29 protein-coding genes are annotated in these 22,462 nt (G+C 64.5%); 1 reads left to right on the top strand and 28 read right to left on the bottom strand.

Features of this window, described 5'->3' with window-relative positions; translation table 11 throughout:
- The coding region (locus QPK29_RS32185; protein ID WP_400189924.1) for a hypothetical protein at nucleotides 1-426 on the top strand (426 nt) is incomplete at its 5' end.
- 86 nt (nucleotides 427-512) lie between these two features.
- Here QPK29_RS32185 and flhA read toward each other — a convergent pair.
- From flhA to QPK29_RS32045, 28 genes are all read right to left on the bottom strand, one after another.
- Nucleotides 513-2,579: a flagellar biosynthesis protein FlhA gene (gene flhA / locus QPK29_RS32180; RefSeq protein WP_371772241.1), complete on the bottom strand. Its 2,067-nt coding sequence runs from the start codon at nucleotides 2,577-2,579 to the stop codon at nucleotides 513-515.
- A complete protein-coding gene (locus QPK29_RS32175; RefSeq protein WP_371772242.1) occupies nucleotides 2,579-3,664 on the bottom strand; it encodes an EscU/YscU/HrcU family type III secretion system export apparatus switch protein in 1,086 nt (361 codons plus the stop codon). The genes flhA and QPK29_RS32175 overlap by 1 nt, the downstream gene beginning before the upstream one ends.
- A complete protein-coding gene (locus tag QPK29_RS32170) occupies nucleotides 3,665-4,429 on the bottom strand; it encodes a flagellar biosynthetic protein FliR (RefSeq protein ID WP_371772243.1) in 765 nt (254 codons plus the stop codon).
- A 9-nt stretch (nucleotides 4,430-4,438) separates the two neighbouring features.
- Entirely contained in the window at nucleotides 4,439-4,705 is a 267-nt protein-coding gene (gene fliQ, locus QPK29_RS32165; protein ID WP_056128258.1) for a flagellar biosynthesis protein FliQ, read from the bottom strand.
- A gap of 1 nt (nucleotide 4,706) precedes the next feature.
- Nucleotides 4,707-5,825 (bottom strand): tetratricopeptide repeat protein, encoded by a 1,119-nt coding sequence (locus tag QPK29_RS32160; protein WP_400189923.1) that lies wholly within the window; start codon nucleotides 5,823-5,825, stop codon nucleotides 4,707-4,709.
- Between the two features lie 56 nt (nucleotides 5,826-5,881).
- Nucleotides 5,882-6,274, bottom strand: a complete 393-nt coding sequence (locus QPK29_RS32155; protein ID WP_371772245.1) for a hypothetical protein — start codon at nucleotides 6,272-6,274, stop codon at nucleotides 5,882-5,884.
- 10 nt (nucleotides 6,275-6,284) lie between these two features.
- On the bottom strand, nucleotides 6,285-6,878 hold the full coding sequence (locus tag QPK29_RS32150) for a tetratricopeptide repeat protein (protein WP_371772246.1): 594 nt from the start codon (nucleotides 6,876-6,878) through the stop codon (nucleotides 6,285-6,287).
- 31 nt (nucleotides 6,879-6,909) lie between these two features.
- Nucleotides 6,910-7,182 carry a sigma factor-like helix-turn-helix DNA-binding protein gene (locus QPK29_RS32145; protein WP_371772247.1) on the bottom strand — a complete coding sequence of 91 codons (273 nt, stop codon included), beginning with the start codon at nucleotides 7,180-7,182 and terminating at the stop codon, nucleotides 6,910-6,912.
- A 182-nt stretch (nucleotides 7,183-7,364) separates the two neighbouring features.
- Nucleotides 7,365-8,144, bottom strand: coding sequence for a flagellar type III secretion system pore protein FliP (fliP, locus tag QPK29_RS32140; protein ID WP_371772248.1), 780 nt, complete (start codon nucleotides 8,142-8,144; stop codon nucleotides 7,365-7,367).
- The gene (locus QPK29_RS32135; RefSeq protein WP_371772249.1) at nucleotides 8,141-8,464 is read right to left on the bottom strand and encodes a flagellar biosynthetic protein FliO; all 324 of its coding nucleotides are present in this window, start codon (nucleotides 8,462-8,464) and stop codon (nucleotides 8,141-8,143) included. The genes fliP and QPK29_RS32135 overlap by 4 nt, the downstream gene beginning before the upstream one ends.
- Nucleotides 8,465-8,466: 2 nt before the next feature.
- Nucleotides 8,467-8,808, bottom strand: coding sequence for a FliM/FliN family flagellar motor switch protein (locus tag QPK29_RS32130; RefSeq protein WP_371772250.1), 342 nt, complete (start codon nucleotides 8,806-8,808; stop codon nucleotides 8,467-8,469).
- Nucleotides 8,805-9,614: a FliM/FliN family flagellar motor C-terminal domain-containing protein gene (locus tag QPK29_RS32125; protein WP_371772251.1), complete on the bottom strand. Its 810-nt coding sequence runs from the start codon at nucleotides 9,612-9,614 to the stop codon at nucleotides 8,805-8,807. The genes QPK29_RS32130 and QPK29_RS32125 overlap by 4 nt, the downstream gene beginning before the upstream one ends.
- Nucleotides 9,614-10,801, bottom strand: a complete 1,188-nt coding sequence (locus QPK29_RS32120) for a flagellar hook protein FlgE (RefSeq protein WP_371772252.1) — start codon at nucleotides 10,799-10,801, stop codon at nucleotides 9,614-9,616. Before QPK29_RS32120 ends, QPK29_RS32125 begins: the two co-directional genes overlap by 1 nt.
- Before the next feature lie 9 nt (nucleotides 10,802-10,810).
- Nucleotides 10,811-11,215 (bottom strand): flagellar hook assembly protein FlgD, encoded by a 405-nt coding sequence (locus tag QPK29_RS32115; RefSeq protein WP_371772253.1) that lies wholly within the window; start codon nucleotides 11,213-11,215, stop codon nucleotides 10,811-10,813.
- Nucleotides 11,212-12,213: a hypothetical protein gene (locus QPK29_RS32110; RefSeq protein WP_371772254.1), complete on the bottom strand. Its 1,002-nt coding sequence runs from the start codon at nucleotides 12,211-12,213 to the stop codon at nucleotides 11,212-11,214. The genes QPK29_RS32115 and QPK29_RS32110 overlap by 4 nt, the downstream gene beginning before the upstream one ends.
- Nucleotides 12,203-12,670: a hypothetical protein gene (locus QPK29_RS32105; protein WP_371772255.1), complete on the bottom strand. Its 468-nt coding sequence runs from the start codon at nucleotides 12,668-12,670 to the stop codon at nucleotides 12,203-12,205. The genes QPK29_RS32110 and QPK29_RS32105 overlap by 11 nt, the downstream gene beginning before the upstream one ends.
- Nucleotides 12,667-13,977 carry a FliI/YscN family ATPase gene (locus tag QPK29_RS32100; protein ID WP_371772256.1) on the bottom strand — a complete coding sequence of 437 codons (1,311 nt, stop codon included), beginning with the start codon at nucleotides 13,975-13,977 and terminating at the stop codon, nucleotides 12,667-12,669. Before QPK29_RS32100 ends, QPK29_RS32105 begins: the two co-directional genes overlap by 4 nt.
- On the bottom strand, nucleotides 13,977-14,771 hold the full coding sequence (locus QPK29_RS32095; RefSeq protein WP_400189921.1) for a FliH/SctL family protein: 795 nt from the start codon (nucleotides 14,769-14,771) through the stop codon (nucleotides 13,977-13,979). Before QPK29_RS32095 ends, QPK29_RS32100 begins: the two co-directional genes overlap by 1 nt.
- Nucleotides 14,772-14,794: 23 nt before the next feature.
- Nucleotides 14,795-15,319, bottom strand: coding sequence for a hypothetical protein (locus QPK29_RS32090; protein WP_371772258.1), 525 nt, complete (start codon nucleotides 15,317-15,319; stop codon nucleotides 14,795-14,797).
- Nucleotides 15,316-16,788 carry a flagellar basal-body MS-ring/collar protein FliF gene (fliF, locus tag QPK29_RS32085; protein ID WP_371772259.1) on the bottom strand — a complete coding sequence of 491 codons (1,473 nt, stop codon included), beginning with the start codon at nucleotides 16,786-16,788 and terminating at the stop codon, nucleotides 15,316-15,318. The genes QPK29_RS32090 and fliF overlap by 4 nt, the downstream gene beginning before the upstream one ends.
- 9 nt (nucleotides 16,789-16,797) lie before the next feature.
- Entirely contained in the window at nucleotides 16,798-17,100 is a 303-nt protein-coding gene (fliE, locus tag QPK29_RS32080; protein ID WP_371772260.1) for a flagellar hook-basal body complex protein FliE, read from the bottom strand.
- Nucleotides 17,100-17,531: a flagellar basal body rod protein FlgC gene (gene flgC / locus QPK29_RS32075; RefSeq protein ID WP_371772261.1), complete on the bottom strand. Its 432-nt coding sequence runs from the start codon at nucleotides 17,529-17,531 to the stop codon at nucleotides 17,100-17,102. Before flgC ends, fliE begins: the two co-directional genes overlap by 1 nt.
- A complete protein-coding gene (locus QPK29_RS32070; RefSeq protein WP_371772262.1) occupies nucleotides 17,531-17,905 on the bottom strand; it encodes a flagellar basal body rod protein FlgB in 375 nt (124 codons plus the stop codon). Before QPK29_RS32070 ends, flgC begins: the two co-directional genes overlap by 1 nt.
- 13 nt (nucleotides 17,906-17,918) lie before the next feature.
- On the bottom strand, nucleotides 17,919-19,028 hold the full coding sequence (locus QPK29_RS32065) for a flagellar basal body P-ring protein FlgI (RefSeq protein ID WP_371772263.1): 1,110 nt from the start codon (nucleotides 19,026-19,028) through the stop codon (nucleotides 17,919-17,921).
- Between the two features lie 5 nt (nucleotides 19,029-19,033).
- Nucleotides 19,034-19,609 (bottom strand): flagellar basal body L-ring protein FlgH, encoded by a 576-nt coding sequence (locus QPK29_RS32060; RefSeq protein WP_371772264.1) that lies wholly within the window; start codon nucleotides 19,607-19,609, stop codon nucleotides 19,034-19,036.
- A gap of 10 nt (nucleotides 19,610-19,619) precedes the next feature.
- Nucleotides 19,620-20,597 carry a flagellar basal body P-ring formation chaperone FlgA gene (flgA, locus tag QPK29_RS32055; RefSeq protein WP_371772265.1) on the bottom strand — a complete coding sequence of 326 codons (978 nt, stop codon included), beginning with the start codon at nucleotides 20,595-20,597 and terminating at the stop codon, nucleotides 19,620-19,622.
- A 22-nt stretch (nucleotides 20,598-20,619) separates the two neighbouring features.
- A complete protein-coding gene (gene flgG / locus QPK29_RS32050) occupies nucleotides 20,620-21,405 on the bottom strand; it encodes a flagellar basal-body rod protein FlgG (RefSeq protein ID WP_371772266.1) in 786 nt (261 codons plus the stop codon).
- A gap of 2 nt (nucleotides 21,406-21,407) precedes the next feature.
- On the bottom strand, nucleotides 21,408-22,157 hold the full coding sequence (locus QPK29_RS32045) for a flagellar hook-basal body protein (RefSeq protein WP_371772267.1): 750 nt from the start codon (nucleotides 22,155-22,157) through the stop codon (nucleotides 21,408-21,410).
- Between the last annotated feature and the right edge of the window lie 305 nt (nucleotides 22,158-22,462).

Below are 22,462 nucleotides of genomic sequence, written 5' to 3'. Positions count from 1 at the left end.
ATGGCCGCCCTTCAGGCTGCCTTCCTAAACGCCGATTCCGGCGAACTCTTCATACACCACGCTCTGGGGCACCATCCAACTATTGGTGGGATCTGGCTGAAGCCAGAAAGGACTTGCTTCGAAAAGAGAAGACAGCCCTCAGGTGGAACCTCGATGGAAAGGCTGACGTGCAGCGCCTCTCCAACGAGCGTAACCCGCATGATTCGCGTCGCGTTACGGCGAATCCCCATAATATTCACGACACAAGCGTGCGAGGTGTTTCAGATGTTCGCGCTATTGCATGCTGGCGGCTATCGGTCGGCCAACGTTGCCGTGGGCCGAACGCCTGCTGCAAAGCCGCGAGCGTTCAATCAATTGGAACGGCGATACCTCGACGTCGCGCCGATGCCGCGTCTGGCAACCTTGTCCACCCGACCGAACGGCTAAGTATCGTTCACCGCAAATGCATACGCGCCCCAGCAGCACTTTACAAGGAACAGGCACCTCGCTGTCCAAGTCAACGATGGCCCTAATCAAACCATGCTGACTGTCGCATACGCTTTCAAGCTGATCGAATTCGGAACCTCGGCCATCGAAATGATCCGCATGTGAGGGATGACGCGCTCGCATAGCAGGCGCAGATGACGTCGCAGGTCCGGCGAACAAAGGAGGACCGGTAGCATATTACTTTTCATCATACGCTCGGCGTGGGTCGCCAGCCGGTTCAACAGTTGCTCGGCAAGACGGGGCTCGACGACGAGCGCAGCCCCCGACTCCGCCTCGCGCAGGCTCTGCGTCAGGTTTTGTTCGATATCCGGATCGAGCGTCAACACATGGAGTGCAGCCAGGTCTCCCAGCAGCGACTGGCAGATCGCCGCACCCAGCTTCTGCCTGATGACCTCGGTCAGGTATCCCAGGTCCTTGCTGTTCCTGCCGACGTCGGCGAGCGTTTCCAGGATCAGCTCGAGATTCCGGATCGACACTTTTTCACGCAACAGGTTCTGCAAAATCTTTTGAATGTCACTGATCGAGACGATCGTCGGAACGAGTTCCTCGACCAATCCGGGCTGCTGATCGCGAATCCGTTGCAACAGGCGGTCGGTCTCCGTCCGGGTCAGCAGCATGGCCGATTGCTGCTTGAGCACTTCGCTGAGGTGCGTGATGAACACCGTGATCGCATCCACGAGCGTGTACCGCGACGCGCGTGCCAGTTCCCGCTCCGACTCCTCGATCCAGACTGCCGGCAGGCCATACGTCGGCTCCCTGGTCTCGATGCCCTTGAGCGGACGCGGCTCGCCGCCGGCGTGAATGGCCAGGATACGGTCGGGCATGATCTCCCCGCGGCCCGCCAGCACACCGAACACGTTCAACTCGTACGCATTGGCGCCGAGTGCCTGGGCGGCGCGGAAACGGACACGCGGCAGGACCATGCCCGATTCGAGCGCGTACTGCTTGCGGATCGCACTGATCCGTTCCATGAAAATCGTTTCATCGCCGCTGACCAATGGCGCAAGGTTCGCCCCCACCAGGATTTCGACGGGTTCGACCTTCAACATGTCGTACGGATTGGACTCGCCGGCGGCGGCCGGAGCGGCATCCTTGCCGAAGTCGCCAGCGGCAGCGGCAGCGCCAGGCACCGGCTCGCCGCCGCCGGCCTTGCGCCGTACCACGTAACCGATACTCAGCAGCACGCAGATGATCGCCAGAACCGGCAACGACGGAATACCCGGGAGGAACAGCATGGCGGACAATGCCGCCGCCACGATGAACATCGTCTTCGGAAAGGACGTCATCTGGCGCAGCACTTCCGTGCTCAGGTTGCTGTCCGAGGCCGACCGGGTGACGATGATGCCGGTGCCGACGGCAATGACCAGTGCCGGCACCTGGGTGACGATGCCGTCGCCGACCGTCAGCAAGGTGAACGTGTGCAGCGCCTCGTCCCACCGCATCCCCATCTGCATGACGCCGATCACGAGGCCACCGACGATGTTGATGAGCAGGATGACGATGCCGGCGATGGCATCGCCCTTGACGAACTTGCTGGCCCCGTCCATCGCGCCGTAAAAGCCGGTTTCCTTTTCCAGCGTCTTGCGGCGGCGCTTGGCTTCTTCCTGGTCGATGAATCCCATATTGAGGTCGGCATCGATGCTCATTTGCTGCCCGGGCATGCTGTCCAGCGTGAAGCGCGCGGCCACCTCGGAGACGCGTTGTGCGCCGTTCGTGACGACGACGTATTGCACCACGACCAGGATCAGGAACACGATCATCCCGATGACGTAATTCCCGCCGATGACGTAGGAACCGATCGCCCCGATCACGCGGCCCGCATTCGCGTCCGTCAGGATCAGCCGGGTGGCCGCCACGTTCAACGACAGCCGGAACAGCGTCGCGATCAGCAACAGCGAGGGAAAGGTCGAGAACTCCACGGGCCTTCCCATGTAGAAGGTCAGCAGCAGGATCAGCATCGCAAAGCTGACGTTCACCAGGATGAGAAAGTCCAGCAGGCCGGACGGGATGGGAACGAACAATACGGTCAGGATGCCCACGACGAGCATCACCATCACCAGGTCCGAATTATTGGAAAACATACGACGTAACATCAGCTTGCCTTTCGTCCAGCGCGTTTCGCTTCGCGCATTGAATACACCCACACCATGATCTTCGCGACCTGCGGATACCACTTTTCCGGTACATAGCCTTCGTAGTCGACTTCCCGGAACAAGGCGCGTGCCAGGGGCCGGTTCTGCACGATCGGGATCTGGTGGCGCTGCGCGGTTTCGCGCATCTTGCGCGCGATGTCGCCGGCGCCCTTCGCCACCACCAGCGGCGCCGCCGACTTGCCATGGTCATACGTCAGCGCGATGGCGATACGGGTCGGATTCGTGATGAGCACGTCGGCCTTCGGCACGTTCGCCATCGACTTGCTGCGCTTGAGCATTTCCTTGCGCAGTTCGCGGATGCGCGCGCGGATGCGCGGATCGCCGTCGCGGTTCTTGGCCTCGTCCTTGACGTCGCGCTTACTCATGCGCATCTTCTTGGCGTATTCCCAGCGCGCGAACATCAAATCCAGGGTGCCGATCACGAAAAGCGCCAGCACGATCTTGACCAGCATGCCGGCCGCCAGGGCCAGCAGCACGGCCGGATAGCGCCGCGGTTCCGCACCGGAGAGTCCGATCAGACCGGGAATCGCGTCCTTGATCAGCACGTACAACAGCGCCCCCAGCACCGCCAGCTTGATCACGCTCTTGACGGTGTCGAACACGGTTCGCATGGAAAAAACGCGCTTGACGCCGTTCATCGGATTGAGCCGGGTCAGGTCCGGCTTGAGCGGATGAAAACTGAAGACGGGGCCCGTCTGCATCAGGTTGACGAGCACCGCGGTGACCACCAGCGCCAGCAGGAAAGGCCCCAGCAGGCCCAGCATCCCGATGGCCAGCTCGCCCATCCAGGCAGCGGTGGCGTCCACGCTCATCGGGCGTGACGCACCCTGGCTGAGAATCCGCTGTTGCATGCGCAGCAGCCGGCGCAGCCCGTCCCATCCGGTTGCGTAGAGCGACACCACCAGCGCGGCCATCATGGCCATCGCGATGAAGTCATTGCTCTTGGCGACCGACCCCTCCTTGCGCGCCTTGTCCAGCTTGTACGGAGTCGCGTCTTCCGAGAGATCCGAATCACGTTCTGCCATTTACGTCAGCACCTGTTCCCAGAATTGAAAAATGGCCGCATACACCCTGCCCATGGGCGAACCCAGCAACGGCACCGTCAGCGCGAACAGGATGACGCCCGCCGCCAGCTTGACGGGGACCAGCACGACGAACACGTTCATCTGCGGCAGTACCCGTGAGACGACGGCGAGTCCGATTTCCACCAGCAGCAGGCACAGCATGACAGGAATGATCAGCGCGACGCCGAGGGAAAACATCAGGCCGAACATCCGCACGACGGCGTCCGGCTGGAATGCGGCAAAGCCGTCGCCCGGCGCGGCGTGCTGCAGCGAAAACGCGATCCCGCGCATGAACGCGTGGTGCGCGTCCATGCTGAAGAACACCACCACGCCCAGCATGTTCAGCATGGTCGCGAACATGGGCGCCCCGCCGCGCGTGACCGGGTCGTAGACGCTCGCCAGGCCGAAGCCGCTCTGGATATCGAGGATTTCGCCGGCCATCGAAAATGCCCCGAACGCGGCCATGACGCCGAACGCCAGCGTGACCCCGACGGCCGCTTCCTGCAGCGCCGCGACGATCACCGGGCCGATCGACAGTGCCACCGGCGCGGCCGGCAACTGCATGGTGGAGACCAGCATCCCGCTGAGCACGAGCGTCAGCAGGACGCGCACCGTGACGAGACCGTCGATGGCGGTGAAGATCGGCGACATCAGCAGCAGCACGCCGACCCGCAACGACACCAGGAAGACCGTCATCATCCAGGCGGGATCGATTTCGATCGACATCGGCCGTCCTCAGAAATACGAAGGAATGTTGGCGATGACGTTCGCGGAAAAACCGACCAGGCGCTTGAGCATCCACGACCCGCAGACGACCAGCACGATCACCGCGCCGACGATCTTGGGGATGAACGTGAGCGACGCCTCCTGGATCTGCGTGACGACCTGCAGCACGCTGACCACGAGGCCGATCACGAGCGTCACCGCCAGCAGCGGCGCCGAGATCAGCAGAGCATTCCACAACAGGTCCGACAGGAGCTGGAGCGCGAGATCCGACCGCATCTCAGCGCCTCAGCATCCGTTCGACCACGTCCGTGACCGCTTCGCCCGACAGGGTCTTGCGCCCCGCGAGGAAACGATAGGCAATGGCCTTGAAACGCTCGGGATCCGACGTCTGGCCGTTCATAACCATCTGCGCGTAGCGGGCCGAGAGACAGGTCGGATCCAGGCGTAACGCCCGCTCGATGGCCTGTTTCGCCGAGTCGCGCTCCCCCTTGTAGGCGGCTACGACAGCCATCGCACCGTGGCTCTCGGAAAAGTTGCGGTCGAGCTCGAGCGCGATCGAAAAGGACTGTTTGGCAGCCACGTACTCGGACTCGAACAGCTGGCACCAGCCCAGCGCGTGCCAGCTGCCGATATGGGTCGGCATGAAGCGCACGGCCTGTCCGAGCTGGGCGCGGGCGCCCGGCAGGTCGCGCCGCAGCAGGCTGGCAGTCCCCAGTCCGGACCAGCTGCGGCCCTCGGATGGATTATTGGCAAGGACCTCGTTGAAACGTGCGATCGCCAGGTCCGTGTCCGTGCGCGCCAGCGCGATGGTTCCGCTCGTGACTAGCGCTTCGACCGGACGCTGTCCCCCTGCAAGCACACGCTCCGACAGGGCTGCCGCCTGCTCAACCTGGCCATTGTCCAGGTGCAGTAAACTTGCCGCGGCCAGGAAGTCGACGTCGTTGCCCATTCGGCCTTTGTGCGCCTCCACCAGCACGGAAGCGCCTTCGAAGTCGCCCAGGTGATGCATGGCGCGCAACATCAGCGTGATCGCTTCAGGCGGCAACGACGGATCGTCCCGAAATGGCGCCAGCGTGTCCAGCGCAGCGGCGTACTCGCCTTCGCGCAACTGGCAATCCGCCAGGCTGTACGCTACGTTGACATGCGGGTGTGCCTCCAGCAGGGCGGCGAACAATGGCGCCGCTTCGGCCCACTTGCCTTGCGCAATCAGGGTGTGGCCATAACGGTACTCGACGAACGGGTTGGACGGATGGCGTTCGCGCGCCGAGGCGGCATGGGCTGCCGCACGCCCGGCGTCGCCGAGGGCAAGGCTGAGATCGATGGCCATGCCCAGCAGTTCGATGTTGGACGGATCGGATCTTAGGTAACCCTCGACCCGTGTCAGTCGGGCGTTCAAGTCCTGTTGGGTTGCTGCGTCTGGCTGCATAAAGTGTCTTGTTTGAATAAATGTGATTAGCGCCGCGGAGGCGCCTCTTGGGATTGCTTCGACAGCAACTGATCGACTGCTTGCTTGACCAGCGGAGCGCTTGACGCGTCTAATTCCAGCACATGTTGCACGTCGTCGAGTACTTGATAAAAACGGGGATCGTTCATTAACTCTTCTCCCAAATGCGTCAACAAGACTGCTTCGAGGAAGACGCGAAAGGCTTTGCGCCCACGTTGCGGATCGTCGCGCCCGATCTGCTGCACCCATGTTTCGATCAGCGCCGCGAGGTGCCTGTCCGTATAGCTGCTGGCTCCGCTCGCTCGCGCCTGCGCGCGGCGCGGCGCTGCGGGCGCCGCGCCACCAAGCGTGGTGCAAATGACCGATACCAGCTCGTTGGTCGTGCCGATGGCTGCGCTCATGTTCCGTCGCCTAGTGCGTCGTGTTGCCCGTGTAGGCCGACAACAGAATGTGCTGGGTATCGTCTGCCGCCAGCGCCCCGGCCGCGGCGTGCACCACCGGCGCCGCGCCGGCTTGCACGCGGCTGATCTCGTCGATGATCTTGCGCATGTCGTTGTTCAGGGGTGCATTGCTCCTGTTCAGGGCGATGCCTTGTTCGAGACGTGCCGCAGCGTCGTCCAAGCGGTTCTTGATGAGGAGGATGAGGCCCGCGCCGAAATGGCGGTGCGCGTCATCGGGCGGCAGCTCGGCAAGTGGCGCCAGCACAGATTCCGCGCGGTCGACCGTGCCGCCGCCCAGCCACAGCAAACCGAGCTGCAGGCGCGCAGTCGCCAGGGCCGGGTCGAGCGCCAGCGCACTTTCCATTTCGCCGACAGCGCGCTCGTACATGCCAATTTGGGCATACTCGGCCCCTAGCAAATAATGCGCGGCCCCGGTGGCGTCCGTGCGCGACACAGCCTCCTTCAGGTACGCGATGGCCGCAGCGGAATCGTCGCCGTCGCTTGCGTTCTTCGCCAGTTGAAGCAGCTCGGCCTGGTCCAGCATACTCAAGGTAGGGTGTGTCATGGTAGTTTCCTATGCTATGTGTGCGTCGTTGCTAGCATTGCAGATCGATGGCGTCGGTCTTTGTCAGCCGCGCGCGCAGGTTGTGCAGTGCCTCCTTATGAATTAGCGAAATGCGCCCACGCGTCAGCGCCATCCGGCTTGCCACATCTTCGAATGGAAGATGCTGCAGATAATGCAGCTCGATCACTCTGCGCTGGTTTGCGCCGATCTCGGCGAGCGCCACCTTCACCCTGCCGCGCAATTGTCGCAATTGGACGCCGGAATACATATTGTGGGCATAAGTCCCCGCTTCCTGAAGGTACATGCCGGAATCCTCCAGCGCAAACTCGACCGCCAGTCCGCCAGCTCCGCCAGACGAGCAAATACCGCCTCGGGCCCAGCTTGGGGCGACGGCGACTCCGCCAGCAACGCGACCCGGTCGCCGATGACGCGCTTCCGCGTCACCTCCTGGCGCTGGATCTCGGTCGAGGACATGTGTACATCGATTCAAGAAAATGTACCCAGCAAAGCCCGGACGACCAGGTCCCATCCATCGATCAGCACGAACATGAGGATTTTCAGGGGTAGCGAAATCGACGCCGGGGGCACCATCATCATGCCCAGCGCCATCAGCGCGCTCGAGACGATCAGGTCGACCAGCAGGAACGGCAGGAAAATTACGAAGCCGATCTGGAACGCGGCCCGCAGTTCCGACAACATAAACGCCGGGATCAGCTGCACCATGCTGATGTCGTCGATAGTGGTAGGCAGCGCGACCTTCGCCAGCTCGACCATCAACGCCAGATCCTGCTCGCGCGTCTGGCGCACCATGAAATCGCGCAGCGGCGTCACAGCCTTGCCGACCGCGACTTCCGCGTTCATTCGACCCGCCATGTACGGATGTAAGCCTTCCTGGTTGATCCGGGTGAGCGTGGGCGCCATCGTGAAAAACGTCAGGAATAGCGCGAGGCTGACCACGACCGTATTCGGCGGGGTCTGCTGCATGCCCAGGGCGTGGCGCAGCATCGACAGGACGATCACGATGCGGACGAAGGCCGTCATCGACATCAGGATGCCCGGCGCCAGGCTGAGCACCGTCAGCCCGAGCAGGATCCTGACGGCTGTCGACATGTCGCCGCCATTGCCCGCCGCGCCCATCCTGATCTGCATGCCCGGCAGGCTGATTGCCGGATCGGCCGCCCACGCGGAACCGCACAACAGCAGCGCCGCGCATGCGCCGATCGCCACGGTCAACAACGGCCCCGGCCTGCGTCGCCACACCGTCATGGCTGGCCTCCTGCAGGAACGCTGGCAACGCAGGTGACGCCCTGCTCGCTTTGCACCAAAAGATATTGGGTTCCCTTGAATTCGATCACCGACACGAGCGCGCGCGGCCCCAGCCGCTGGGTCTCGAGCACCTGCAGCAGCGCTTTGCCGCCATCGGCCGGCGCCCCGATGCGCAGGCGCTTACGGATAACGAGAACCGCGGCGATTACAAGCAACGACACGATCAGCACGCCGACGCCGGACGAGGCGAGCGCGGCGCCGCTTCCGCCGTCCCGTTTGAACGGAATCGCAGGCTGAACGGTGGTACCTTGCTGCGTCATGTTCACGCCCGGACGGCAGCTGCCACTTCGGTGACCTGCACACCGAAGCTGTCGTCCACCACGACCAGTTGGCCGCGGGCGACGATATTTCCGTTGACGACGATGTCGACCACCTGGTCGACGGCCCGGTCGATTTTCAGGACGTCGGCCTGTTTCAGGCTCATCAGGCGACCCACCGTCGTGTGCGTCTGGCCGACGACGACGGAGACGTCGACGCCGATACTGTCCAACAACTCAGTACGCGAATTGAGCAGCGCGGGGCCGCTACCGCCACGTTCTTCCAACTCCGGTAACTCGACATGGTGGATGACCCCCAGGACGCTTTTGCTGCTGGTATGACTCATTGCACTTCTCCAACTGGGGTATGACTTTGAACGAGCTCGACGGCAACCTCGTCGCGGCAGCGCCCGAGATAAGCGTGGAACAGCGGATGGCTCGACATCGACGCGAGCGTCAGCGGCGCATCGGCTTGCTTGTCGAGACGGATGACGTCGCCGGGCGCCAGCGACAACAGTGCCCCCACCCCGACCCGCGCCGTGCCCGCTTGGAGCCGCAGCGACACTGGCACGTCGGCCACGCCGGCCGCCACGTCGACCGCCCTCAGGGCCGGGAGCGGCGCGGCCGGCGGCACCAGCGCCTGCACGGCGGGCCCGTCCAGCAGGACGTGGAAATGCCGGCTGCCGAACGCGAGCCGCGCCACGAGAGCGCCCGACCCGTACTCCCAGGATGTGGCTGGAACTGCGGCACCGCAGCGCGGCACATTGTGTTGGCTCGACAACGATGTCCGCAGCAGCGCATCCAGCAAAGCGTCGAGGGCCTGCAACGCGCCCGCTGCGGCTAGTGCGGGCGTGGCGCTACCGACGGGACCATAGCTAGGGTCGGCCGGGAACATCATCTGTTGCAGACCGGTGGCGACGTCGGGGCCGACCGCCAGCCAGGCGCGCCGGCCGTTCGACTGTGCGCCATGGTTCCACGCCAGCGCCCGGGCCGATGTGCCGTCCCAGGCACGGTGCACGTCGACGTCGACCAGCGCCGGCGCGAGCCCCCAATCGGCCGTCCAGGCGGAAACTGCCTGCATGAGCGCCGTGCGCACTGCGCGCACAGCGCCCTCGCCCAGCAGGCGAAACGGCCGGGCCACGAGCGCGGACATCAGCGGTTACCCTTCATGTCGAATAATTGCTGGATCATGTCGTTGGCCGTGCTGATGACGTGCGACGACGCCTGATAGCCGCGCTGCATAAGGATCAGGTTGCCGAATTCTTCGGCCAGATCGACATTCGATCCTTCTCGCCGGCCCGAAGCGAGCTTGCCGAAACCTCCGGTACCGGCATAGCCGTACTGCGCCTCGGCCCCGCCCACGGTACGGAACGTACTTCCACCCGCTTCTTCCAGTGCACCTTCACTGGAGAAATCGGCGAGCGCGATCCGCGGGCCGCTGACCTTTTGTCCATTCGAATACTGGACCGTCAGCAAGCCGTCGGCGTCGAAAGTCTGGTCGGTTCTGACCCCGACCGCGTACCCGTCCTGCGAAGCGACGCTGATGGGCACGGTTGTGGTCTCCACACTGACGAGTTTGGAAAAATCCAGCAGGAGCGGTGCCGCGGCACCGCCGGCCGGGGTGTACGAGAAGGACAACGAATTGGACCCAGCGACCGGCACGCCCCCGGAAAATTTTATTTGTCCGGTGGCTACCGTCGCATTGGCGCCATCCTTTGCCGTCACCGTGAACACGCCGTTGCCCTCATTGTGGAAACTCAGGCTGAGCGGGTGGTCCACACCGTTGGCGTCCAGCACAGTGACACCGGCCAGTGTCTTGTCGATCGGCGGCGTGGCCGCCGTCAGCGCCAGTTCGCCGCGGAACGTCACGGTGGCGGTCGCCTTCGGCGCACTGCGCTCCAGCTTATCCAGGCTGATGTCGGTCAGCTGGCCATTCTCGAGACCCTGCACGTGATCGCCGGCCGAATTGACGAGAATGCCCTTGGCGTTGAAATTGAAATCGCCGGCGCGCGTGTACAGCAGGTTGTCACCGCGCTTGACGGCATAGAATCCATTGCCATCGATAGCGAGGTCAAGTGGATTACCAGTCCCCTGCTCCAGGCCCGCACGGAAATTGATTTGCGTGCCGAATGAGCCCAGGCCGGAACCGGTCCGCACCAGATTCCTCGCCCCTTCCGATTGCGATGGGCGGCCTCCGCTCTGCTCGAACAGGCTGTAGAACTGCAACTGCGAGCTCTTGAAGCCCGGCGTGTTGACGTTGGCAAGATTATTGCCGACCACGCGCAGGCCTTTCGCATGGTTCAGCAGCCCGGAAGTGCCGATAAAGATGGTATCGAACATAATGTGTCCTTAGCGAATATTGACGAGCTGCGACAGGCTCACGTTATCGGTGACGCTCCCGCTCGCGGTCGTGATGCTTAGCATCGGTTGCCCCGAGGCCAATGCCAGCCCCGTGACCTTGCCCGAAAGCGTTTGGCCGCTCTGGGTGAAATCGACCGACTTGCCAAGGAGTCCGATCGATTGGGTCGACGCCTGCACCGTCAGCAGCGAATCGATTTTGACGTTGAGCTGCCGGCTCTGTTCAAGGGTTGCGAACTGGGCGATCTGCGCCACGAATTCCTGGTTATCGACGGGCTTGAGCGGATCCTGGTTGTTCAGCTGCGACGTTAGGATCTTCAAAAAGTCCTCGATGCCAATATTGCTGGACTGCGCGGCCTGCGGGGTGCCGACGGCGGTTGCGGTGCTGATAGTCATTCGGAAGAGTCTTTCCGCGCGTGCGTGAGAGAATAGGAATAGGGGCGCGCTCCGGCCGGCTCGTCGCCGGCGGGCGAAGCCAAGCCGTCGGAATCGAATGCACCACCCGGCACATCCTTCTTTGTCAGGCCGATCCGTTTGCCGTTGACGGTCAGCGTGGCGAGTGGCTGGCCGCCGAGCGCAAGCTCGGAGCTGAGCGCAGCGGCGACGCTGCGCATCTGGGCGGCGCCGAGTTCGGCGTCGCGGATGTACGCGTGCATGCCGTCGGTGCCGGCAAACAGGTGCATGACACGCTTGTCGAATTCGACCGCGTCTGCCGACCCGGCTGCGTCTGACGCCGGCCGTTCCACGCTGTCCAGTGCCGCTTCGGCCGGCATGCTGGCCTCGGGCGCCGGCGCCGCAGATTGAGATAATGCCAACGTCGGCACCGCGATCTGGCGCGCTGCCTGTACGTTCTGCACGGATCCGATAGGGTCGCTGCTGGCCGCAACGCGCAGCACGCGGTGCACCGCCGGCGCGACGTCCGTCGCGCCCCCAGTGGCGGTGAATTCCGCCGCGGTCTGCACGCCCGCCTGCGCATGCGCGAACGCAGGCACGACGGCGGCCACGGCAACCGGTCCGGCGGCGGCCTTCGCATCCTCGTTCCTGTCGGCCACGGCGTCACGGGCAGTCTGCAGGCATGTCCGTTTTGCGGAATCCGCGGCGCCGCCCAACTGACTGTCGACGCCTCGCACTCCGCCCGCGCCACGCTGCGGGAAGCCCTCGGGCCGCTGTCCAGGCGGCGGCGCCGCTTCCGCCAAGTCCGGACGCACGCTCTCCTGCTGCGCCGCCACGGCCTGCTCGCCGTGGGCGCCGCGCGGCTTCTTTGCGCTCGTGGAGAACATCGCGCGCTCCAGTTCCAGCATCCAGCGATCCTGGCGTGCGTCGGGATCGTGCCGGTCCAGCCGTGCCGCTGTAGCCGCCGTGGCGCACTGGGTCGAATCTAGGTTAATGGCCATGGCTCGCGCCTCCAGTCTGCAGTGTGTTCCATTGGTCGTCCGCCAATTTGAAATCCGCGCTCACGCGCTTCTGTATGTATTGCCGGCGCATGTCGTCGCGGTGCCGTTCGACGGTTCCCAGCGCGCGTTGCGCACGCACGACCTGCGCGACGACCTCGTCGCAGGCGGCGCTCAGCTCGTCCATGCGCGCCGCCTGCTCACGCATCTGCCGCGCAAGGTCGGCGAGATAGCGTCCGTTCATGGCAAAGGTCTGTACGGACTGCGCCTGCGGCGTTGCGGCCATCGCGCGCCAGTCGGAGGCGGCGGCTTGATACCTGGCTTGCGTTTCAGCCTGCAGTGCCGCCTGCGCCGCGACGGCGGCGTTGTGCTCATCCAATTCGAGCAGCAAGGTGTCCAACGCCCATTGGCGCGTCAGCAGCACCGGCTGGAGCGCATAACGGAAGCGCGTGCGGCTCATTGCGCCTCCCCGTCCAGTGCCGCGCGCAGACGTTCCAGGCCCTCGGCGCGGGTGCTCGACTCCACGACCGACTGGCGTAGGACCGCACGCACACCGGGATACAGCTTGATGGCTCGGTCGATCGCTTCGTTGCTGCCTTCCTTGTAGGCCCCCATATCGACCATTTGCCGGTTCCGCTCATGGGTCGCGATAAGCTCGATGGCCGCTGTCATCACTTCCTGCTCCGCCTCATTCACCAGTTCGCCCGCGAGGCGGCTGGCACTTTGCAGCACATCGATGGCGGGAAAATGCGCTTCATGGGCCAGATCACGCGACAGCATGATGTGGCCGTCCAGCGTGGCGCGCACGATGTCGGAAATCGGTTCGTTGAAATCGTCCCCCTCGACCAGCACGGTATACAGCGCGGTGATCGACCCGCCGGAATCCGTGGTGCCGCAGCGTTCGCACAGGGCCGGAATGTCGGCGAATACCGACGGGGTATAGCCTCGCGCGGTGGGCGGCTCGCCGGCGGCCAAGCCGATCTCGCGGCGCGCCATCGCGAAACGGGTGATCGAATCCATCATCAGCAGCACTTGCCGGCCCTCGTCGCGAAACGCTTCGGCAATCGCCGTGGCGGCATGTGCGGCGCGCGTGCGAGCCAGCGCCGGCTGGTCCGACGTGGCGACCACGACGACGCTGCGTTGGAGGCCTTCCGCGCCGAGATGCTTCTCGATGAATTCACGCACTTCGCGTCCGCGCTCGCCGATCAGCGCGATGACGTTGATGTCGGTCTTCACGTCGCGCGCCAGCATCCCGAGCAGCGTGCTCTTGCCGACGCCGCTGCCGGCGAAGATCCCCACACGCTGGCCGCGTCCAAGCGGCAACAGCGTGTCGATGGCGCGTACGCCGGTTTCCAGCAGCTGATCGATGCGGGGACGTGTCAGAGGATTGATCGGATCCGCAGTCAGGTTCCGGCTCACCGCAAGCCGCGGCGCCGGCATGCCGTCCAGCGGCGCCCCGAACGCATCGATCACGCGGCCGAGCAAGCCATCGCCCACCGCCACGCAGGCCGACCGCCCGGTCGCGAGAATCTCGTTGCCCACGCCGATGCCGCGCATTTCGCCATACGGCATTAGGATCACCCGGCCGGGCTTCATGCCCACGGCTTCGGCCGTCAGCATTGCTCCGGTGTCGAGGCGTACCTGGCACACCTCGCCGATGGTGACCTCGGGGCCGACCGCCTCGATGCTCTGACCCGCGATACCGCTCACGCGGCCGCGACGGCGCATCAGCGGGACGGTACGTACGGCGTCGAGATAGGCTTCCATCAAGCGGCCCCCTGCCCGGTCAACCGCTGCGCGCGCACGCTCCTGAGCGCCGCTCCGAGCGCTTCAAGCTGGGTTTCGAAGCGGGCGTCCAGCGAGCCGGTTGGCCCGTCGATCATGCAACCGCCCAGCGCCACGGCCGGGTCGGCGTCGATGCGCAAAGCACCACCGTCCGCGTCGTCTTTCAGGAGCGCGACGTCGTCCGGATGCAGACGCACAACCAACTGCTCTCGCTCGCGCATGGCGCCGGCTGCGGCACGTACCACGTCCTGCACCGCTGTCCGGGTCGCGCCCCGCTCCCCAATGATGCGGCAAACGGCCGTGAACACGATGTCCACCATGGCATCTTCGGCCGTGGCGGTCAGCTTGCGCAGCGCGCTGTCGATCTCTCCGGCGAGAGACGTCACGCGGTCGATTTCCGCCCGCATCGCTGCGGCCGCAGCCTGTTTTCCCTGCTTCTCGCCAGCCTCGTAGCCGCGCCGTTCGGCGTCCGAGTAGGCGTCTGTCAGATCGATGGCTGCCTGCTGGGCGGCTGCGCGCAGCGCGTCGATCTCCGCATCGCGCCGGGCCAGAGCAGCCTCGTGTTCACGCTCCGCGCGCGCCAATTTGTCCACGCACGCGCATGCGTTGACAGGAGCGGCGTCCGCAGCCGCAGCCGCAGCCGGCGCGCTCGCCGGGACGGCGGAGGGCGCGGCCACCGGCGCACTCGGGAGCTGAGACGGATCGAACGCGGGCACCATCTCTACAACCGTGTGTTTGGGAGCCGCAACGGCGGCACGGCCGATCCGGCGCGTCACGGGCGACACCTGGGCGAGGCGAATTATCGGGTCCATGGCAACCATTTGCACAAGAAGGCGGGAAGCCGGCGTGCACGGGCGGGAGCAGACGCCGCCGGCGCGTGCGCCATCCCAGCATGAACAGCGGCAAGCAGAAAAAGTGTGCGTGCTGGCGCGTCGGCAATGCCGGCATCAAGCGCCTCGCGCACCAGCATGCGTTTGTGCGGCGCCAGCGCATCGAGCACGGCGCCGGCCCATGGCCAGCTGTCGATCGCGAGCAGTTGCGCGATCAGTGCCGCCGGTTCATGGCCGACGACCGCCAACACATCGGCCGCGGCCGCCCCACGCAGGCGCGCTTGCGGTTCGAGCGGTGCGGCGGCCGGCGCAACGGGCACCGGAGCCGTGGCCTCGCTCATGTTGGCGGCTTTGTCGAACCCGAGGGCGGCCAGCTCGGCCAGGTACTCCTGCAGGATGCGCTGGTCCTGGGGCGGCAGTTCGGTGAGGATGCGCGCCTGGTCGCTGGACGATAAGCCGTACAAGGCCACGGCAGCCTGGCGGTGGCCGTTCATTTGTGCACCTCCCCGACGACGTCGTCCACTGGCCGCACCGCGATCCAGCGGCGGACATCGACCAACATCTGTTCACGCTCGGCGTCGTCGAGGACGCGGGGCTGCGGCTGTCGGTACGCGGCATGGCGCGAACGTATCCAAGCCAGGGCGGCAATGGCCGCCAGTACCAGCAGTCCCGTGAACACCCCGACCACGACTTTGACGGATGCCTTGTCCGGCTCGCCACGGACGGGGGCCGGAGCCTCGGCCTCACGGGCAATGGCGTTCAGGTCGGCAGCCATCGGCACCACCGGCGCAGTACCCGATGCAACGAGGCGATCCATCGAATTGACGACGATGGCATCGCCGCGCGCTGGATTGAAGCCAACGGCCAGTCCCACCACTTCCTTCAGCTTGTCGAGCTGCGCGTCCGACAGCGACTGCTTGACGATCACGGAGACGGTCATGCGGCGCACGGTGCCGCCTGCGATCGCCAGCTGTTCCACGCGCCGGCCGACCTGATACTCGGCCTCGTTGCTCGTCATATCGCCGCCCGCTGCCGGCGGCGCATTGTTTGCCGCGGGGCTGACGTCGCGCAGAGTCTGGCGCTCGCGCACGACGACGCCCGTCGGGGCGCTGTCCGCCGTTCCGGCCTTCGAGGGCAGGACTTCCTCGGTGGTCAGCTTGCCGCGATCGAGATTCAGCGCGACGTCCACACTGGCGATGGCCTCGCCCGGCCCGAAAGTCCGGTCCAGCACCGCCGCAACCTTCTTCATCATGTACTCTTCGGTACTGCGTTTCACGTCGAGCTGCATCGCCGCCGCGCCACTCGCTTCCTCGTCGCCCTGCGCACGCGTCAGCGCCACGCCGTGCTGGTCCAGCACCGTCACGTCGCCGCTGGCGATGTCCGCGACCGACGCCGCCACGAGGCGCTGGATGCCCGCGACCTGTTCCAGACTCATGGCCTGGCCCGGCTTCATGGTCACGGTGACCGATGCTTTCGCCTTCGTGACGGCTTTCTTGAACAGGCCTTGGTCGGGCAGCGCGAGGTGCACACGCGCGTTCTGGACGCCGTCGATCGCGAGGATCGTGCGCGTCAATTCGCCCTGGATCGCGCGCAGGTAGTTCACCTTCTGCACGAATTCCGTCATGCCGAAATCGGCGTTGTTGAACACCTCGAAACCGACCGCGCCATGCAGCGGCACGTCCTTGCCCATCAGCGCGAGGCGGGTCTTGTACACCAGCGCACGCGGGACGAGGATCGCCGTGCCGTTCTCGCCCAATTCGTACGGCACCTTCATCTTGTCCAGCTCCGCCGTCATGGCGGCCGCATCGCGCGGCGCCACCTCGGCGAACAACACCTGGTAATCCGGTCGGTAAGCCCATACCCCCAGTGCGACCGTAAGTGAGACGATCAGCAGCGTGCCCACCACCAGGCCTGCGCGCGCGCCGCGGCCGAGCCCAGTCCAGAATTCCTTGATCGAGGCCACCTATCGCTCCTAGACCTGCGTGCGCATGACTTCTTGGTACGCCTCGAGCAAACGGGTGCGCACCTGGGCCAGCAGCTGGAACGACAGCTTGGCCTCTTCCATGTGGATCATCACTTCGTGCAGGCTCCGGGTTTCGCCCTTCACCAGTTTGCCGATATCGTTTTGCACCGTGGCGACGCTCCGGTCGACCGTGCCCACTTCGCCGGCGAACCACGTGGCGAATCCGCCTTGTACCTGTTGCGTGGCGGCCGGCGCCAGCAGGCGGTCCGCGTCCACGGCGGCGCCGATCGCGCCGATTGCTTCGATACTCATCACTTGCCTCCGATTTCCAGTGCGTGCGCCGCCATCGCCTTGGCCGCGCTCATGGCAGCTACGTTGGCTTCGTAGGCGCGCAGCGCCGTGTTGAGGTTCACCATCTCGGCCGTGTGGTTTACGCCTGGATAGGCCACGAAACCTTTCGCATCCGCGTATGGATGACCAGGCTCGTACACCATGCGCGGCGCCACGGCCTGGGGCTCGACGGCGACGATGCGCGCGCCGCCGCCGGCCGCGACCAGTTGGCCAAATTTGCGCGCAAAGGTCAGCGGCACCGCCTGCGACACCACTTGCAGCGGGCGGTATACGCCGCCGGCATTGGCGGCGGCCGAGTGCATATTCGCGATGTTGGCGGCCGTGACGTCGAGGCGCATTTTTTCCACCGCCATGCCGCTGGCGCTGATCGCGAAGGCCGAATTGAAGTCCATTAGCGTCTCCCTTCGTTGATGGCGAGACCGATCAGTTCGAGCTGCTTGTTCAATGCCTTCAGCAATGCCTGGTGGTGCAACACGGTTTCCGACATGTCGGCCAGTTCCTGATCCAGCTGGACGGGACCTTCGACGCCGGTTGCGTACTCGATCTTCGGGCGGTAGTACGACAGATCGGGCGGCATCTGCGCCGCACTGCCTGTCCCATTACGGGTCAATTGGGCGATGCGCTGCTCGAAGCTGACGCTGACGCGCCGGTAGCCCGGCGTGTTGACGTTTGCGATGTTCTGGGCGATCGCCTGCTGGCGCATCTGGGCGGCGTCCAGGGCCAGGCTAAGCAAGGCGGTCAGATTGTTGTCGACTACGGATATCACGTTGTCTCCAGGTTCATTGGACGACCAAGTCGGCGTGCAGTGCACCTGCGGCCTTCACGGCACGCAGGATGGAAATGATGTCGCGCGTATTCGTCTTCAGCCGGGCCAGCGATTGCACCAGGTCCCCGACGGTGTTGTTGGCCATGACGTAGCCGGCGCCGTCGCGCTCTTCCACCGACACGCGGGTGTTCGTCACCGGCAGCGACTGCACGCCCGGCCCGGTCTGGCGCACCAGCAGCGGCTGCGATACCGAGTTTTCGGTGATGATCGACACCTTCAGGTCGCCATGCGAGACCACCACCTTGGTGATGCGCACGTCGCCGCCCGAGACGATGGTCCCGGTGCGCTCGTTGATGACGACCTTCGCGCGCCGGTCCGGCTCCACCATGACGTTCTCGACCTCGGTAAGGAAATCGGTCATACGCTCGCGCCGCTGCGGCGGAATCGCGATGTCCACGCCGGAACCGTCGCGAGCAATCGCCAGCTCGCTGCCGAAGCGGCCGTTGATGGCGCTGGCCACGCGGCTTGCCGTGGTGAAATCCGGCTCGGACAGCACGAACGTGACGTTGGCGCGCTCGCCGGCTTCATTCCCGGGAACGCCCGCTTCGACGATCGCGCCGCCTGGGATCGACGCAACGGTCGGGTGGTTCTTCTGCACCACATTGCCGTTCATGTCGTATTTGTAACCGCCAACGGACAACGCGCCCTGCGACAGCGCGTAGATCTTGCCGTCTGGCCCCTTGAGAGGCGCCAACATCAGCGCACCGCCCACCAGGCTGCGGGCGTCTCCGATCGACGTCACGGTCACGTCGATCGCGTCGCCTGGGCGGGCGTACGGCGCCAGCGTCGCGGTGACCATGACGGCCGCCACGTTTCGGCTTTGCACGTCGTCGGCCGCCAGCGTCAGGTCGAACCGCGCCAGCATGTTGGCGATCGACTGGCGCGTGGCCTTGTTGCGCGCCGAGTCGCCGGTGCCGGCGAGGCCCGTAACCAGGCCGTAGCCCGTCAAGGCGTTCTCGCGCCAACCTGACACTTTGCCGATATCCTTGATCCGGATCGCGTCATCGGCATCCGCCGCGCCCGCCAGGGTCAGCGCCAACGTCAGAACGAAAAGTCGCAGCATCGTCATCACACGCCGAACAAGCTCAGAAGGCGCTGCCACCAGGCCGGGCGCTGTTTGTCGGACACATCGCCCTGGCCGGAATATCGGATGCGCGCATTCGCGATTCGGGTTGAGAGCACGACATTTGTGTCCGAAACGTCCTGTGGGCGCACCTGGCCTTCGATCGAGATCTGCTGGCGCTCGTTATTGATGTCCACGACCTGCTCGCCGGCGATCGTCAAATCGCCGCGCTCGCCGATGGCGCGGATCGACACTGTGATCTGCGCCAGTACCTTGCCTTCGCGCTCAGTGCGACCGCGGCCGTCCATTTGATTACCGGCATTGATGCGTGCGTCCCAGCGCTCACCGCTCCCCTGCACGTTCAAGCCCACATTGGCGTCACGCGCCGCGGTCGTGTTGGCGGTGCTGCTGGCGCTCGCGCTTTCGTAGACCATCACGGTAATCAGGTCACCGATGCGGCGCGCGCGCAGATCGGAAGTGAGCGCCTGATAAATGTCGGGGCGGTACAGGCTATCGCCCGCCGTCGCGCCATTGGCACTGGCCAGCAGGAGGAACACGCCGTGCCGGAATCGGAAGTTCATGTGCATTCCCTCAATCGACGATGACGGCGCCGGACGGTCCAAGGTGTCCGGTAACGATATCCTGGCTGCCGTTGGGGCGTGCCCGGATCGGTTGGCCTGGCCCAGCGTCATCCACGGCGACACCGGCGGTGTCGATGCCAATCGCTCCGGCCCGGATCGTCAGACGGACTTGGTCGCCACGCAACACGGTACCTCCGGCCAGCATGGCGGCGGCAGTCAATGGCTGGCCGGGATGCAACTCCCGCGCGGCGCGGAACGGCGCCAGCGGCTGCTGCGCCGTCAGCGCATCGGTGCCGGCCACATCCGCCTCCGCGACCTCGAAGTCGGCGGCTGTGGCAATGCTGCCGGCGGTGATCACATGGCGCGCCAGGTACGCCTGCTGGCGGACCGACACCAACAGCGGCACCAGCACGCTGCGATACAACTCGCCGTTCACGTGAAGGTCAATCCACACGGCAACACGGCCATTCCGCGGTTTGGCCGCCAAGGCGCGCGGGCGCAACGCGACCTCGCCAACCGGTACCAGCACATCCGCGGGCGGCGCTTCCACGGTAATCGTCGTGCGGTCGCCGGGGCCCGCCAAGTGCCCCTGCAGTGCCGCGATTGCGGCCTGGGCCAAAGTTTGCGCCGCCACCGCCTGCGCCTCGGTACGCACGGCCACCGCCGCAGACCCACTCCAGTTCACGGCGCCCACGTTCGCCGTCGTACGATGGATGGATTGCTCGATCTGGGCTCGGCTGAAGCGCTCCACGTAGCCGACACGCGGCGCGCGTCCCAGCTCGACGGCGCCAAGGGCATCGACGAGTGCTGGTGCCTGCGTACGATCCGTACGGATCACAGCGACGTCCGACAAAACAATGCGCGCGTGACCGACCAGCGCGTCCGTACGCAGCTCGACCGACAGGGCGGAGCCATCGGGCAACTGGGCATACGAATGCATGGGCAACAGCATGGCAGCGCCCAGCAACAGGGACGTTTGGAAGGACATTGAAGAGCCTGATTAAAAACCGCTATTTACGCAGGTTGTTGCTCATTGCGAGCATCTCGTCGGACGCCTGGAGCACTTTCACGCTCGATTCGTAGGCACGCTGGGCGACGATTAGGCTCACCATTTCCTCGACCAGGTTCACGTTGGACGCTTCGAGCGAACCCTGCACGAACGTGCCGATCATGTCTTCGCCCGGACGGCCGGAAATCGGATCGCCAGAACGCTCTGTCGCCTTGTACATGTTGCCGCCCAGCGCCGCCAGGCCGCTCGTATCCGCAAAACGCACAAGCTCCAGACGCCCTGCTTCAAGGGCCTGCCCGTTGTCGCTGGTGCGCACCATGACCCGACCGTCCGCCTCGATCACGATGGTACGTGCGTCATTACCCACGTGGATGGACGGCTTCAGCACGTGTCCGCCGGTCGTGGCCAGATAACCGTCCTTGTCGATGGTGAGCGTGCCGCCGCGAGTAAACGCTGGCGACCCATCCTGCGTGACGACCTCGATGAAACCCTCGCCCTGGATCGCCAGGTCCATCGGCGAGTCGGTTTTTTTCAGCTCGCCGGCGATGAACGACTTGACGATTGCCGACATGCCTACGCCGCTGCCCTGCCACAGGCGCTGCGGCACGCTGGCGCTGTCGAGTGCCGCAGCGGCGCCCGCCATGTCGCGGTACACCAGATCCTCGAAACTCACGCGGCCTTTCTTGAAACCCGTCGTGTTCACATTCGCCAGATTGTTCGAGATGGTATCAACACCCTTTTGTTGCATGTGCATGCCAGTGGCGGCGATGTAAAGCGAATCGTTCATGGTCAAAACTCTCCGAGCTTACGAATGGTTTTTTCCAATGTGTCGTCGTAACCTTGCACCAGGCGCTGCAGGGACTCGAAATGGCGTACGGTTTCAGTCAGGCGTACCATCTCCTGCGGCGAACTGACGTTCGAGTCCTCCAAGAAGCCGGTTCGCAGGGCCGACGGCGTCTTCACGTCCTGCACTTGTTGCGCGCTGCCAGCCAAGTAGATGCCGTTGCCGCTCGGGACCAGGCCTTCGGCGTGATCGAACTGCACCAGCTTCAGGCGCCCGGCCACGCGACCGTCCTGAGAAACGTCGCCGTTTGCGGCAATGGTGAACGGCGTGTTGTTCAGTCGGATTTCGCCGCCGATGCCCATGATTGGAAAATCCTGGAGGTTGACGAGGCGTCCCTGCGCATCGGTGCGCAGGCTGCCGGCTTTGGTATAAGCAGGTCCGGTCGGGGTTGCGACTTCAAAAAAGGCTTGGCCTTCGATGGCCACATCCTGAACAATGCCGGTGTGACGGAGAGCGCCCGAGGACGGATCGACCATCATTTGCACTGGAACCAGGGTGGTGGGCTGCATGGTCAGAATTGTGTTCTGCCGGTCACCTTGCTGCATGCCCTGCCACACCTGCGCGGAGAAACCGGAGGTGATGGGGATCTGGCGTTTAAAACCAGGAGTAAGCACATTTGCCGTGTTATGGCTGATGCTCTCCATCCGCGCAAGATCCGCTTGCATGCCAATGCTGGCGATTGCAGTGACGTCCACAACATTCCCCCAGTACTAGCGCCCCTACAGTGGAGCAATATTTGCTTCAAATAAATACTAGCACTAGGGAAAATTTTCTGAACAACCGTCGCTACATTGGTTAAGCTGTGTCAAGCTGACCAAGCGAAGCCTCAGCTCGCGGAGCGATGATGTATTCAGTGTTTATGCGGTCTCATGATTCACGCGGTCCGACCAGCTAGGGCGGCCAAGGCTACGGAAGATGAGCCATGAATCGCCACGAGTTTTCTAGACACTCGACAGCCGCTGAAAATACTGCTTTTCGTACTCGACCGGCGACAAGTCAT

Source organism: Massilia orientalis (assembly GCF_030411975.2).
Taxonomy (GTDB): domain Bacteria; phylum Pseudomonadota; class Gammaproteobacteria; order Burkholderiales; family Burkholderiaceae_D; genus Telluria; species Telluria orientalis.
This window is presented reverse-complemented; position numbering and strand designations above follow the sequence as displayed.

What these genes read in the sequence shown, in the direction of transcription:
- flhA (WP_371772241.1), bottom strand. Translation starts at nt 2,579, where the DNA reads ATGTTACGTCGTATGTTTTCCAATAATTCGGACCTGGTGATGGTGATG.
- QPK29_RS32175 (WP_371772242.1), bottom strand. Translation starts at nt 3,664, where the DNA reads ATGGCAGAACGTGATTCGGATCTCTCGGAAGACGCGACTCCGTACAAG.
- QPK29_RS32170 (WP_371772243.1), bottom strand. Translation starts at nt 4,429, where the DNA reads ATGTCGATCGAAATCGATCCCGCCTGGATGATGACGGTCTTCCTGGTG.
- fliQ (WP_056128258.1), bottom strand. Translation starts at nt 4,705, where the DNA reads ATGCGGTCGGATCTCGCGCTCCAGCTCCTGTCGGACCTGTTGTGGAAT.
- QPK29_RS32155 (WP_371772245.1), bottom strand. Translation starts at nt 6,274, where the DNA reads ATGAGCGCAGCCATCGGCACGACCAACGAGCTGGTATCGGTCATTTGC.
- QPK29_RS32150 (WP_371772246.1), bottom strand. Translation starts at nt 6,878, where the DNA reads ATGACACACCCTACCTTGAGTATGCTGGACCAGGCCGAGCTGCTTCAA.
- QPK29_RS32145 (WP_371772247.1), bottom strand. Translation starts at nt 7,182, where the DNA reads ATGTACCTTCAGGAAGCGGGGACTTATGCCCACAATATGTATTCCGGC.
- fliP (WP_371772248.1), bottom strand. Translation starts at nt 8,144, where the DNA reads ATGACGGTGTGGCGACGCAGGCCGGGGCCGTTGTTGACCGTGGCGATC.
- QPK29_RS32135 (WP_371772249.1), bottom strand. Translation starts at nt 8,464, where the DNA reads ATGACGCAGCAAGGTACCACCGTTCAGCCTGCGATTCCGTTCAAACGG.
- QPK29_RS32130 (WP_371772250.1), bottom strand. Translation starts at nt 8,808, where the DNA reads ATGAGTCATACCAGCAGCAAAAGCGTCCTGGGGGTCATCCACCATGTC.
- QPK29_RS32125 (WP_371772251.1), bottom strand. Translation starts at nt 9,614, where the DNA reads ATGTCCGCGCTCGTGGCCCGGCCGTTTCGCCTGCTGGGCGAGGGCGCT.
- QPK29_RS32120 (WP_371772252.1), bottom strand. Translation starts at nt 10,801, where the DNA reads ATGTTCGATACCATCTTTATCGGCACTTCCGGGCTGCTGAACCATGCG.
- QPK29_RS32115 (WP_371772253.1), bottom strand. Translation starts at nt 11,215, where the DNA reads ATGACTATCAGCACCGCAACCGCCGTCGGCACCCCGCAGGCCGCGCAG.
- QPK29_RS32110 (WP_371772254.1), bottom strand. Translation starts at nt 12,213, where the DNA reads ATGGCCATTAACCTAGATTCGACCCAGTGCGCCACGGCGGCTACAGCG.
- QPK29_RS32105 (WP_371772255.1), bottom strand. Translation starts at nt 12,670, where the DNA reads ATGAGCCGCACGCGCTTCCGTTATGCGCTCCAGCCGGTGCTGCTGACG.
- QPK29_RS32100 (WP_371772256.1), bottom strand. Translation starts at nt 13,977, where the DNA reads ATGGAAGCCTATCTCGACGCCGTACGTACCGTCCCGCTGATGCGCCGT.
- QPK29_RS32090 (WP_371772258.1), bottom strand. Translation starts at nt 15,319, where the DNA reads ATGAACGGCCACCGCCAGGCTGCCGTGGCCTTGTACGGCTTATCGTCC.
- fliE (WP_371772260.1), bottom strand. Translation starts at nt 17,100, where the DNA reads ATGAGTATCGAAGCAATCGGCGCGATCGGCGCCGCCGTGGACGCGGAC.
- flgC (WP_371772261.1), bottom strand. Translation starts at nt 17,531, where the DNA reads ATGGACTTCAATTCGGCCTTCGCGATCAGCGCCAGCGGCATGGCGGTG.
- QPK29_RS32065 (WP_371772263.1), bottom strand. Translation starts at nt 19,028, where the DNA reads ATGCTGCGACTTTTCGTTCTGACGTTGGCGCTGACCCTGGCGGGCGCG.
- QPK29_RS32060 (WP_371772264.1), bottom strand. Translation starts at nt 19,609, where the DNA reads ATGAACTTCCGATTCCGGCACGGCGTGTTCCTCCTGCTGGCCAGTGCC.
- flgA (WP_371772265.1), bottom strand. Translation starts at nt 20,597, where the DNA reads ATGTCCTTCCAAACGTCCCTGTTGCTGGGCGCTGCCATGCTGTTGCCC.
- flgG (WP_371772266.1), bottom strand. Translation starts at nt 21,405, where the DNA reads ATGAACGATTCGCTTTACATCGCCGCCACTGGCATGCACATGCAACAA.